The following is a 12,731-nucleotide window of genomic DNA, read 5'->3' on the forward strand; positions in this document are numbered from 1 at the left end:
TTGTTTTTGAAAGTGCTACAGCAACTAAAATTTGAAGTTGAGTGTGAGTCCCAAATTTCGATTAAAATCGATTTCATTTTGGTCAATATGCGGACGTACTGAAAGATCGTCACTTACGTTAAATTGCAGTAAATGCGCGTCAACATTGGCATCAACGATATTTAATACATACGCAATTACGGTGAGAAGCAATGATAAATCACGATTTCGCTGATAGAATTCTTGTGCATCAATTAAAGCGTCATTATCAGCGACGATTCCTTGAAATTCATCGTCATTAAAACCAGCCAAACGTCTTTTGTAAGCTGTTCGGTAACGGTTGTAATTTTTGTTGTTGTCTACATAAAAATAAATTCCGGTTCCAAGTGCCGCATATACGATAGGAATTTTCCAGTATTTTTTGTTGTATGCTTGTCCCAAACCTGGCAAGATAGCAGAGTAAAATGCAGCTTTTGATGGCGATAGCGGATCTATGACCTTTTTTTCATCTACTACAGAAGCATTGTCAATCTTTAATTCAGATGCTTCTGTCGTTTGCTCCTTCTTCGTTGTCTCTGTCGTTTTTGTTTCCTCTGTTTTTTCTTTTTCTTCTTGTGACCAAGTTATTTGGCAAGCAAAACATAGAAAACAAATTGCTACAATGATTTTATTTCCCACTCTTTAGTAATTTTTTAATTCGTGAAAAGTCTTCTTCAGAATGAAAAGGAATGGTAATTTTTCCTTTTCCATTTTTCCCAACTTTCACATCAACTTTGTGTCCAAAATATTCTGAGAAATCACGAATTCCTTTTTTTACGAACTTCGGAACGTTTTCTTTTTCAGTTATTGGCGCGTCAATGGTTTTGTCTTTTTTGTAATTCTTCACCATTTCTTCTGTGTCACGAACAGAAAGTGATTTGGAAAGAATCATTTCGTAGATTTCCAATTGATCGTTTGTATTTTCAATATTTACTAACGCACGTCCGTGTCCCATGCTTAGAAAACCATCGCGCATTCCTGTTTGAATGATTGGATCTAGTTTGAGTAAACGTAAGTAGTTGGCAATAGTAGAACGTTTTTTACCAACACGTTGACTCATTTGTTCTTGTGTGAGACTAATTTCGTCAATTAATCGTTGATATGACAGTGCAATTTCTATCGGATCTAAGTCAGCACGCTGAATGTTTTCTACCAACGCCATTTCTAGCGATTCCTGATCGTTTGCAATACGCACATATGCAGGAATGGTTTCTAAACCAATAAGTTTTGAAGCTCTAAAACGACGTTCACCAGAAACCAATTGGTATTTTTCAAAACCTAGTTTGCGAACTGTAATTGGCTGAATAACACCTAATTCTTTGATGGATGAAGCTAATTCACGAAGTGTTTCTTCATTAAAATTTGTACGTGGTTGAAACGGATTTACTTCAATGGTACCAATTGCCAATTCGACAATATTCCCCACAACTTTGTCTGCATTTTTGTCAGAAACTGAAGTAATATCATTTTCAGGATCTTTCAGTAATGCAGATAAACCTCTACCTAATGCTTGTTTTTTTGTTGCCTTCGCCATAAATCTTATTTACCACTGTTTTTCTTTATTACTTCATGAGCTAAGCTTAAATAATTGGTGGCACCTTTACTACTTGCATCATAGTTAATAATGCTTTCTCCGTAACTTGGCGCTTCACTTAGCCTTACATTTCGTTGAATGATGGTTGAAAATACCATATCGTTGAAATGTTTTTGCACTTCTTCTACTACTTGGTTTGATAAGCGTAAACGCGAATCGTACATAGTAAGTAGCAATCCTTCAATGTCTAATGCAGGATTATGTATTTTTTGAACACTTTTTATCGTGTTTAATAATTTTCCTAAACCTTCTAATGCAAAGTATTCACATTGTATTGGAATCATTACTGCATCTGCGGCAGTTAGTGCATTTAAGGTTAATAATCCTAATGATGGTGCGCAATCAATTAAAATATAATCGTATTGATCTTTAATTGGTTTGAGCGCTTTACGCAACATATATTCGCGTTGGTCTTTGTCTACCAATTCAATTTCAATAGCAACCAAATCTATATGTGCTGGAATGATGCTTAAGTTTGGGGAACTTGTTTCCATCACTACATCAGCAGCGTTTACCGTGTGTTCCAACAGTTGGTACGTACCTTTTTCAATACTTTCCACATCAATGCCCAACCCAGAAGTTGCGTTTGCTTGCGGATCTGCATCAATCAATAATACTTTCTTTTCAAGTACACCTAATGACGCGGCTAGGTTGACAGATGTTGTTGTTTTTCCAACGCCGCCTTTTTGATTTGCAATAGCAATTATTTTGCCCATGTTTTGTTTGAGGATTTTAAGCGATAAAAATACAATTATTATTCAGTTAATGAAATGAAAATTATTAACAAACGTGATAATGTTTCGTTAAAAAGACACATAAGAAAACCGCTCAGAAATTTCTAAGCGGTTTTTGATACATTTTATGGTTTTATGATTTTATTTTTCTGGATTGTGAATTCCTAAAATATAATCGCCATCTAAGTATTTTTTGGCAACACTTTGAACGTCTTTTAGCGTCACTGCTTGAACCGCTTCTTCAAATTTCAACATTCGGTTAACGTCTCTTTTTTGATAGTCTGAATTAGATAAGTAACGCAACCAATATCTGTTCTTTTTGATTTGCTCTTTGTTATCTAATAGCGTAGATTCTTTTACTTTGTTTAAATCTTTTTCCGTGGGTCCGTTATCAATGATAGCCTGTAATTCTGCTAGAGCAGCATCTTTTAGTTTGTCTACATTTTCAGGTCCGCAAGGGAACGAAATTCTAAAGTTAAACCAGTCGTACGGATGGCTACTAATATTTCCGGATGCGCTTGCACCATAAACGCCACCTTCTTCTTCCCTGAGTTTTTCAATGAGTTTGATGCTTAAGATTTCTCCTAAAAATTGCATTGCAATCGCATCTTTTCTGTTGTAATCAGCTTCTCCATTGAAAATGATTTGCACAGAACTTTTAGGATCTTCTCCTTTTTCTATAATTTTTGTATGTTTTCCGGTCAACGGTCGGAATGACGAGAATTTTGGTGTTTCATTCGAATTTTTCCCTGGCAAACTCGCTAAGTATTTTGTAGCATATTCTTCTAGTTTTTGTTCATTTATATTCCCAACAAAGTAAAAATTGAAATCTCCCGCATCAGCAAAACGTTCTAGGTATTTTCGTATGCCAAGTCATAATCGCTTGCATCCATCATTTCTGGCGTTGGAAATCCTCGGTATCTTGGATTTTTACCATTCATAAATTTCCCCATTTCAAATTGGAAATAAAACTGAGGACTTTTCATCATGTTGGTTAAAAACCCTTTTTGCTTCGTTATAAAGCTGTTATATGCTTTTTCGTCTTTGTTTAATTTCGTGAAGTATAAGTGTGTCATTTGGAATAAGGTTTCCAAATCTTTTGGTGTCGCACTTCCGTTAAATCCTTCTCTGTACGAACCAATGTATGGAGAAACTCTGGCAATTTTTCCAGACATCATTTTGCGGATATCAATTTTTGATAATCCATTGACGCCAGCTTCTGCCAATCCGCCACTTGCAAATCCAATAGCTTTGTAATCTTCGTCGCTATATAATGAGCTTCCTCCGTAACTGAACGCTGAGAATAATACTTCATCATTTTTGAAATCTGTTTTCTTGTAAATCACTTTTGCGCCATTGCTCAATGTTAATGTTGTTACACCAATAGCGTCGTTTGTGGTTTTGTTTGTTATTTTTCCAGCTGGTGGCAACGTAGATATTAGACTGTTTCCAACTGCTTTATCTTCGTATGGTTGTAAGTCTTTTGTTTTTACTGATTTTAAAACATCTAGCACTTGCGCTTCTGTAATTTTTGGTGTGTCTTCTTTTTCTGGTCCTGTCAATACAATTACTGTATTTGTGTCTCTAATGTATTGATTGATAAGTTTGTTTACTTCTTCCAGTTTTATGGTTGGAATTTGCTCATTGTAGAATTTGTGTGTCCAATCCATAGATGGAATTGGTCTTCCTGATAAAAAGTTACTCACATATCTTCCAACTATTCGTGAAGATTCCATTTTGTCTCTGTCTTTGTAAGCTTTATCAATTCTTGCAAGCATACTTTTTTTAGCTCTTTCAAATTCTCCTTGTTTGAAACCGTATTTTTTTACACGTTCATTTTCTTCTAATAAAGCTGTTAATGCTTTTAATTGTCCATCTGGAGCAGACATTGCCATAGATTGATATGCTTCTTTGCTTCTCGCCCACGTTCCGCCATGATAAGTAGAACCAAATACAAATGGTGGATTTTCAGATTCTGTCAGTTCGCTCAAACGGTTATTTATCATTTGAGAAAATAATCCTTGAACCATTTGTTTTCTGTAATCTTCTTCTGTTTTTACTTTTTCAGGAACGCCTAAATCTTTGAATAATACTTGAACTTGCGCAAAAGATGCTTCTTTATCAGTTTCAATCGCAATTAAGGTTTCTTCATGATTTTTTACTTCATGGGAAACTCTTGGCTTCGGATTTTTTGCTGCTGGAATTTTACCAAAGTGCGATTTGATTTTTTCCTCCAATACAGCAACATCAACATCTCCTACAGCAATGACTGCCATTAAATCTGGACGATACCAATCTTTATAGAAACGTCTTAAACTTTCATACTCAAAGTTTTCTAGGTTTTCTTTCGTTCCAATTGGCAAACGTTTTGCATACTTTGAACCGTACATAATTTTAGGAAGATATTTTTGCAACATACGTTCGTTAGCACCTTTTCCTAAACGATATTCTTCCAATACAACACCTCTTTCATTGTCAATTTCTTCATCAGTTAATAATGCATTGTGCGCCCAATCTTCTATGATTTGAAACCCTTTTTCTAGTTTTTCAGGATCGTCACTTGGTATTGGTAAAATGTAAACGGTTTCATCAAAACTTGTATAGGCGTTTAAGTGCGCTCCAAACTTCACACCAATACTTTGAAGGTAATCAACAAGTTCGTTCTTTTTAAAGTTTTTTGTTCCGTTGAAATTCATGTGTTCCATAAAATGCGCCAATCCGAGTTGATCTTCATCTTCAAGAATAGAACCTGCATTTACTACCAGACGCAATTCTACTTTATTTTCAGGCTTTCCGTTGTTTCTGATGTAATAAGTAAGTCCGTTAGATAACTTTCCAATTTTCACATTTGGATCTGTTGGAATGGTCGTTCCGTCCAAATTGAATGCTGCAATCTCTTTTTTGATACTTTGTTGTGATTGTGCAGTTGTAGTATGCAAACCGCTTATACTCAGCATGAGTATCAACCCAAATAGATACCTGTATTTTTTCATGATTTTAGTTTTGATTATTTTGATCTGTTTAAAAATAGCACATATTGTTACAAATTTTGACTCTAAATGCTAAACTTTAACATTAAATTGTAAGTTTTATACTGCAAATTGAAATTTTACCTTTTTAAAAGGACTAAAAATGTTGCTTAAAAAGTCGTGTAAGTTAAAAATTCATAATTTTTGAAGTTTGCATCTAAAAAAGATTATTTTTGGTCGAAATTTTAACAATTACAACACTTCATTTTTTTAATGGAAAGTATTGTTATCGTTAATATTAGTCATACTATTTATGAAGAAATTATTCATCTTACTTTTTTTTGTTCAAGTTGCGTTTTCTCAAACACAGAATGCTGCTGGTAAAAAAACGGTTATTAAAATCGTTTACGGTGGAAACTTGAACGTAAACGAGAATAAATTTCCTGGCGCAAAAATCTTCTCTAAAACAGAAACAGGACAGGTTCGTTTTGAACATGAAGGAATGGATTTATGGTGCGATAGAGCTGTGTTGTTTCAAGATCGAAATTGGGTAAAAGCTTATGGAAATGTTTTCATTCAGCAAGGTGATTCTGTAGAAATGTCAAGTGAATATATTGAATATGATGGAGATACAAAATTAGCCGTTTCCAAACGAAATGTTCGATTGCAAAACACTGATATGACCTTGACAACAGATACGTTGTACTTTGACAGAAACGTGCAAGAAGCTTATTTTAATACAAAAGGAATTGTAAAAGATAGCGCAACAACCTTGACGAGTATTGAAGGACGTTATTTTATGCAAAAAAACAAATATCAGTTCTTAAAAGATGTCAATATTAACAATCCAGAATACACCGTAAATTCTGCACAACTCGATTATTATACTGATTCCAAACATGCATATATGTATGGACCATCTACAATTAAAGGTGAAGAATATACCATCTATTGTGAACGCGGGTTTTATAATACAGTGACCGAAAAAGGATACTTTGTCAAAAAATCGCGCATTGATTACGACAACCGAATTATTAATGGTGATAGTTTGTATTTTGAAAAAAATACCGAATTCGCCTCAGCGACCAACAATATAAAAATTACAGATACTATAAATAATATGATCTTAAAAGGTCATTATGGCGAAGTATACAAAGCAAAAGATTCTGCCTTTATTACCAAACGCGCCGTTGCGATTAGTTTGGTGGAAACAGATTCTATGTATATTCATGGAGATCGCTTATTAGTGACTGGACCTGCGAAAAATAGGGTGATTCGCGCATATAAGAATGTAAAGTTTTTTAAAACGGATATGAGCGGAAAGTGTGATTCGTTGTTTGCTGATAATAATTCGGGAATTACAAAAATGTTGCGAAATCCAATTATGTGGAATGGCGAAAGTCAAATGACAGGCGACACCATTTTCCTGATATCAAACGTAAAAACTGAAAAACTCGATTCTTTAAAAGTCATCAATAATGCTTTTATTGTGCAAAAAGATACGTTGAGCGACGATGGCTATAATCAAGTAAAAGGCTTGAATTTGTATGGACAGTTTGAAGAAAATGAACTTCGTGAAGTTGACGTGGTAAAAAATACCGAAGTCGTCTATTATATGTATAATGATAAAAATGAATTTATCGGAATTGATAAAACGATTTGTAGCGCCATCAATCTTACGATAAACGAGAATCAAATAGAAGATATTACCTTTTTTACACGACCAGATGGCGTCATTTATCCGGATAAAGATTTACCTAAAAACGCTCGAAAACTACGCGGATTTATTTGGCGTGGTGATGAACGTATGTTTTCTAAAGATGATATTTTTGATGAAGATGACAATAATTTGGTATTGCCAGTAATTCGTGGTATCAACAATGCAATGGATCCTTTAGAAGAAGAAAAAGATCCTGACGAAGAAATTTTTAAATCTACCATAAACACAGTTCCCCCAAAAAAGGACAAGAAGAAGTTTTTAGAAGATAAAAAGAAAAAAGCCAACGAAAAGAAGAAATTAGTTGTGCAACCGCAAGACACAAAAAAGAAGTCTAAAGAAGAATAGAATTTTCTGTTTCATATTTTTTAAAACTAAATACTACGCATAAAAAAAGAGGATAACTTTAATGAAGATGTTACCCTCTTTTTTTCACTAACCAACCAAAACTTAATTATTCTTATTTGTGTATTATTTGTTATTTAATAACTGGTAATTATTTTCCTTTTGTTTACAATACAAATATCCGACAGAATCGATAATTACGTCTTACACAATTCCACGATTCTTTTATAGAATTTTATTTCTCATACTTTTTAATAGTTTTTATACTTTGCTCAAAGCAATCAATAATACCAATTCTTCTATAAAATGTGATGTATAGATTTAAAATTAGTTACGCTTTATAGTAGAATTGGTAAAATGCAGGATAATCGTAGTAGCTTCTTACGTCGAACTCACGTTGTTTAGCAACTTAAAAAAGTTTAAGCCACTTCATTGAGCAATTAAGGTTTTCAATTTGCTTAAAAATACTAGGAAATATCAAAAAAATATTTTGATGCTTGCTATGTTGTATCGTTTGAATTCTTTTTCGGCGCTCTTTTCGCATTTTTTAAACTTTGCATCAACATCCATTCTATTTGTCCATTGGTACTACGAAATTCGTCCGCAGCCCATTTTTCAATAGCTTTCAACATGTCTTCATTCATTCGTAATGCAAAGGCTTTCTTTTTTGCCATAGTTATTTTTTTGACGTTGCTACTTTTTGATTTTTTGCGACATAGATTACTAGGATTATTGGCATTATTACTCCAAAAGCAATCATCACATATATAAGCGTATTTCCTGTAGCTGCTGTTTCTCCTAATGCTGATTTTATTACAGTAAAAGCAATATAGCTCATTACTAATAACGTAATTAAATTGACGAATCGCAATAGACGAGCACTCATTTTATAATTATGTGCAGCATTTTTTTCTGTGATTTCCACCATATAATTATGAATGTGCGGATATTTGGTCAGTATGTGAATTCCAACGGCAAGAACTGTTGTAATTCCTAGTAAAAACCAAATGGATGTTTTGCTTCCTGTACCATCAACTTCTCCTGAAAGATTGAAATGTGTTGGTATAATGTCTGGCATCGACATGTATTTCATGATCGCGTAACACCATAAAATAATTAACACAGTAAGTGTGATAAATTCTAGAATGTAATCTAAAGTTTCTAAGGGAATTTTGAGTCTTGGTCTATCAGGATGCATTAGTTATCTATTCTTATTGTGTTCAAAAATTATTTGTAAATAGGTTTCATTTCTGTTGAGGGTATGTAAAACTCAACCTTGTTTCTTATGATTGTTTAAAACTTCTTTCAGCTTTTCATCTTTGTTTTGAGTCAAATTTTACTCGAAATATTTTATGGATCAAAGTTCTTTTTCTTCATTAAAAATAACCAAACTTAATACGACGCCAATAATTGTTCCTATTAATGAACCGATCAATGTTCCCATGGCTACATTTCCAATAACCGCACCAACAGTAGTGCCAATACTCATTCCGCCAGCTACGCCAATGCCAATTGCTGTAATTTGTTTTGTATTCATCTTATTGATTTAATGTTCCTGTGTTAACAACCGGAGAAGCATCTTTATCACCACAAAGAATTACTAATAAGTTGCTCACCATTGCCGCTTTGCGTTCTTCATCTAAGACTAATAATTCTTTTTTGTTTAATTCGTCAAGCGCCATTTCCACCATACTTACGGCACCTTTTACAATTTTATGTCTTGCCGCTACAATCGCAGTTGCTTGTTGTCTTTTTAACATCGCACTTGCAATTTCTTGCGCGTAGGCTAAATACCCAATTCGTGCTTCTAAGACTTGAATTCCAGCAATTGAAAGGCGTTCTTCCAATTCTTTTTCCAATGCTTCACTTACTTCATTGACACTAGAACGTAAGGTTATATCTTCATCGTGACCTTCGTCTGCAAAGTTATCATACGGATACATGCTAGCTAATTTACGTACCGCAGCATCTGTTTGTACACGTACAAAATGTTCGTAATTATCCACATCAAAAGCTGCTTTATAGGTGTTGTTTACTTTCCAAACTAAAATGGTACTAATCATAATTGGATTTCCAAGTTTGTCATTCACTTTCAAACGTTCACTATCAAAGTTACTAGCGCGTAATGAAATTTTCTTTTTTGTGTAAAACGGATTTACCCAATAGAAACCATTCTGCTTTACAGTACCAACATATTTTCCAAATAAAAGAAGTACGCGTGAATTATTAGGATTTACCATAATAAATCCGATAGCAAGTACAAGCGCAATTACAATTCCAGGAATAAATACTGGATTTTCCATAGCAATCATGGCGATGATACTTCCAAAAAATAGGATTAAAAATATAAATAGCATCAAATAACCGTTTGCAGGCACGATAATTTTCTCTTCTTTCATAATGTATGTTTTAGATTGATATTAAAATGATATCATAAATATATAAAATTAAAGTGATATTTTCCAAATAGTTATATGAAATATTTTTAGAACATGTTTTCTAAAGGCGCTTATATCAGGAGTTTTCGAAGAAAAAACAAGTTTGGCACGCCGTTTGTTTATATAATAATGTAACACTGCAATGACATTTAGCAAAGCTGGTTACTTTCTAAAGAGAGCAGTGTATATTTTTTTTGGTTGGTTAGTTTTAAAGAAGCATCTTTCGAGATGCTTTTTTTTTATGGAATAATGCGAAATGTAATGTTGATACGACCGTGGAGTTGTTTTGCCGTTTTCGGAATTTGATGCAACCATTTGTGTTGTGTTTCTCCTTTCATCAATAAAAGACTTCCGTGTTGTAGTGCTATTTTGTGTTTGAGTGTTTTGTCGGTGCGATGTTTGAGATGAAAAAATCGTTCTTGTCCAAAACTCAACGAAGCTATGATTGGATTTTTGCCCAATTCTTTTTCATTGTCGGCATGCCAACCGTTACTATCTTTTCCGTCTCGATAGTAGTTTAATAATAATGTTGTAAAATCTGTTTGGCATACTATATCAACTTTATTCTTTAAGCTCTTTAATGTTTCCGTGAGCGGAAGCGGCGTCATTTTTATGTTGGAATAACTGTATGATTTCTGATTGGTTCCGTACAAAGCTGTCAATCGTGGTTGTGCATACACTTTGCCAAAAACTTTGATATCGTCTTGTTGCCAAGGTGTTTCATTCAGTAAGGTTTCAAAAATACAAGTTGCTTCTGACGCTTTTATAAATTTTGGAAAATACGTAATATCTGCATCAGGTAAATGCAATGGAAATCCTTGTATTTGTTGATTATTCTGCACTTTTAAAAATGTTTTTATATGCTTCTGATGCTGTGAAATCTTTGTAGTCTTGCAAGTCAAAAGTAAGTCCTTCTTCACTGATTACAAAGCGTTTATTCATGGTTGTGATTACTTTTAGTGCTTCTTCTGTTTTGTCTTGTTGCAACAAATTAAAGAGTTTGTAAAAATATGCATCAAAAAAGTTTGGATCTTGCTTAATTACTAAATCGTAATGTTGCGTTGCTTCTTTAAAATTTGATTTAGCATTATAAACTAAGCCTTTGTATAGATCAAAAATAGAATCTTCACCAACATATTTTTTTAAGTTTTCAATGGCTGTATTCAATTCATCAGGACTTCCAAAGACAAGTGTTTCTTGAAATTTTAAATATGCATGCAAACCTTTGTCATTAGGTTTTTGTTTTTTTATATAATTAATTACTTCCAAAAATTTGTCAGCATCATAATTTCCAGCAACATTGAGTAACATTTGTGGGTAAAGTGCATTTTTTCTTTCGTCGGGAATATAAATCAATACATTATACGCTTTTTCGTAGTTCTCTGATGCTACATAAGCGTCAATTTGTTCTTTAAGTTGTATATATGCGAGAAAAGATTGCTCATTGTTAATGGCTTGATAATACATTTCGGAAGCCACTTCTGAGAATGATATTCCTGCAAAAAACACGTACATATCTGTAATGATGATTTTATCTTTTTTGATGCCGAGTGTAAAATCCATGAAATTTACTAAATCAGCACGATACAATCTGAAAACGACATGCGGAACACCATCTTTTTTGTAGAATTTATTGAATTTAAAGTCGTTCGGATCTGCCAATTGTTGACTTATCATATTACCAATATCAAAGTAAGGTTTGATCGTTTTTATCGCGAGTCGTTTGTGAGCACTTTTGCTTAAGTCATCCGCAGAAAAATTAAAAAAAGAAGGTAAATGAATATGTTCATTAAAATTTTGTGGGTTTTCTATGTGAATTGATTTTTCTAGTTTTTTAGCAAAGTCAATATAAGTTTCCTCTGAAAATTGATTGTAAAATGCTGTGATTTCAGCCGTTTTTTGCGATTTTTTATACTGTTTTCCAAAGTAGACTGCAGCAACTAACACAATTCCTACAATAATAATTGTTAAGATTTTTTTCCAAAATTGATCTTTACTTATTTCTGTATTTTCGTTCATCTGGTTTTAATGCGTATGTTTGTATCATGATGCTAAAGTCAATAAATATACTATTAATTCTTGTAAATCTATTTGCGGTACAATCAAGCTCACAATTGCCCAAAGGGTTTGTGTACGTAACCGATTATGTGCCAGATATTACACTCGAACTCCGCTATTTTTGCTCTGATAATTTTATCGGAACTCATATTGATGGTTACGAAGCCGAAAAGTGTATTTTGTCATTACAGGCAGCAAAAGCTTTACAGAAAGTGCAATCGGAATTAAAAAAACAAAACTTAGGAATCAAGGTGTTTGATGCGTACCGACCGCAACGTGCTGTAGATCATTTTCGTCGATGGGCACGAGATATAAACGATACGTTGATGAAGCAAGAATATTATCCTGATGTGGCTAAAAAAGATTTATTTCGATTGCAATACATTGCTACACAATCGCGTCACAGTAGTGGAAGTACCGTTGATCTTACCATTATCAATTTAAAAACAAAGAAAGAATTAGACATGGGAAGTTCGTATGATTTTTTCGGAAAAATATCTTGGGTTTCTTATCAAAATTTAAGTAAAAAGCAATTGCAAAATCGTAAATTATTACAAGAAGTAATGCTCAAAAATGGTTTTAGAAACTATCCAAAAGAATGGTGGCATTTTACGTTACGCGGCGAACCTTACAGAAATCAGTACTTTGATTTTCCTGTACGATAAATAATTTTTGTAACTTAATTGTTTTGTTAAACATTAAAAACGAAAAATTATGTTAGAAAATCTATCACAGTACCAAACTACTGATTCAGCATCTGTACAAGGTGGCACTTCGGCTACAGAATATATTATTCTTTTGTAAATCGCTTCATGCCTAAAAACGTATAAAAGCAAACTTCGGTTTGCTTTTTTTATG

The 12,731-nt window shown here is 33.3% G+C and carries 13 protein-coding genes; 2 read left to right on the forward strand and 11 right to left on the reverse strand.

What is annotated here, in order from left to right:
* Positions 1 to 24 precede the first annotated feature (24 nt).
* From KAOT1_RS09680 to KAOT1_RS09695, 5 genes are all read right to left on the reverse strand, one after another.
* A complete protein-coding gene (locus KAOT1_RS09680) occupies positions 25 to 657 on the reverse strand; it encodes a DUF5683 domain-containing protein (protein ID WP_007094610.1) in 633 nt (210 codons plus the stop codon).
* On the reverse strand, positions 647 to 1,552 hold the full coding sequence (locus tag KAOT1_RS09685) for a ParB/RepB/Spo0J family partition protein (RefSeq protein WP_007094611.1): 906 nt from the start codon (positions 1,550 to 1,552) through the stop codon (positions 647 to 649). Before KAOT1_RS09685 ends, KAOT1_RS09680 begins: the two co-directional genes overlap by 11 nt.
* 5 nt (positions 1,553 to 1,557) lie before the next feature.
* The gene (locus KAOT1_RS09690; RefSeq protein WP_007094612.1) at positions 1,558 to 2,328 is read right to left on the reverse strand and encodes a ParA family protein; all 771 of its coding nucleotides are present in this window, start codon (positions 2,326 to 2,328) and stop codon (positions 1,558 to 1,560) included.
* Positions 2,329 to 2,487: 159 nt separating this feature from the next.
* Positions 2,488 to 3,213 (reverse strand): M16 family metallopeptidase, encoded by a 726-nt coding sequence (locus KAOT1_RS23560; RefSeq protein WP_083777300.1) that lies wholly within the window; start codon positions 3,211 to 3,213, stop codon positions 2,488 to 2,490.
* Positions 3,198 to 5,339 (reverse strand): M16 family metallopeptidase, encoded by a 2,142-nt coding sequence (locus KAOT1_RS09695; RefSeq protein WP_007094614.1) that lies wholly within the window; start codon positions 5,337 to 5,339, stop codon positions 3,198 to 3,200. The genes KAOT1_RS23560 and KAOT1_RS09695 overlap by 16 nt, the downstream gene beginning before the upstream one ends.
* Positions 5,340 to 5,628: 289 nt before the next feature.
* Here KAOT1_RS09695 and KAOT1_RS09700 point away from each other — a divergent pair, with 289 nt between their 5' ends.
* The gene (locus KAOT1_RS09700; protein WP_007094615.1) at positions 5,629 to 7,380 is read left to right on the forward strand and encodes an OstA-like protein; all 1,752 of its coding nucleotides are present in this window, start codon (positions 5,629 to 5,631) and stop codon (positions 7,378 to 7,380) included.
* Between the two features lie 497 nt (positions 7,381 to 7,877).
* Here KAOT1_RS09700 and KAOT1_RS22345 read toward each other — a convergent pair whose 3' ends face one another.
* From KAOT1_RS22345 to KAOT1_RS09725, 6 genes are all read right to left on the reverse strand, one after another.
* Positions 7,878 to 8,051, reverse strand: a complete 174-nt coding sequence (locus KAOT1_RS22345; RefSeq protein ID WP_007094616.1) for an Arc family DNA-binding protein — start codon at positions 8,049 to 8,051, stop codon at positions 7,878 to 7,880.
* A 2-nt stretch (positions 8,052 to 8,053) separates the two neighbouring features.
* Entirely contained in the window at positions 8,054 to 8,575 is a 522-nt protein-coding gene (locus tag KAOT1_RS09705) for a DUF1648 domain-containing protein (RefSeq protein WP_007094617.1), read from the reverse strand.
* A 159-nt stretch (positions 8,576 to 8,734) separates the two neighbouring features.
* Positions 8,735 to 8,914, reverse strand: coding sequence for a hypothetical protein (locus tag KAOT1_RS09710; protein ID WP_007094618.1), 180 nt, complete (start codon positions 8,912 to 8,914; stop codon positions 8,735 to 8,737).
* 1 nt (position 8,915) lies between these two features.
* Positions 8,916 to 9,776, reverse strand: coding sequence for an SPFH domain-containing protein (locus KAOT1_RS09715; RefSeq protein ID WP_007094619.1), 861 nt, complete (start codon positions 9,774 to 9,776; stop codon positions 8,916 to 8,918).
* A gap of 278 nt (positions 9,777 to 10,054) precedes the next feature.
* Positions 10,055 to 10,657: an alpha-ketoglutarate-dependent dioxygenase AlkB family protein gene (locus tag KAOT1_RS09720; protein ID WP_007094620.1), complete on the reverse strand. Its 603-nt coding sequence runs from the start codon at positions 10,655 to 10,657 to the stop codon at positions 10,055 to 10,057.
* Positions 10,647 to 11,834 carry a tetratricopeptide repeat protein gene (locus KAOT1_RS09725; protein WP_007094621.1) on the reverse strand — a complete coding sequence of 396 codons (1,188 nt, stop codon included), beginning with the start codon at positions 11,832 to 11,834 and terminating at the stop codon, positions 10,647 to 10,649. Before KAOT1_RS09725 ends, KAOT1_RS09720 begins: the two co-directional genes overlap by 11 nt.
* A 29-nt stretch (positions 11,835 to 11,863) precedes the next feature.
* On the opposite strand from KAOT1_RS09725, the gene KAOT1_RS09730 reads away from it, so the two are divergent.
* Positions 11,864 to 12,538, forward strand: a complete 675-nt coding sequence (locus tag KAOT1_RS09730; RefSeq protein WP_157560305.1) for a M15 family metallopeptidase — start codon at positions 11,864 to 11,866, stop codon at positions 12,536 to 12,538.
* The last annotated feature ends 193 nt before the right edge of the window (positions 12,539 to 12,731 follow it).

The sequence above is a fragment of the Kordia algicida OT-1 genome (assembly GCF_000154725.1).
GTDB lineage: Bacteria > Bacteroidota > Bacteroidia > Flavobacteriales > Flavobacteriaceae > Kordia > Kordia algicida.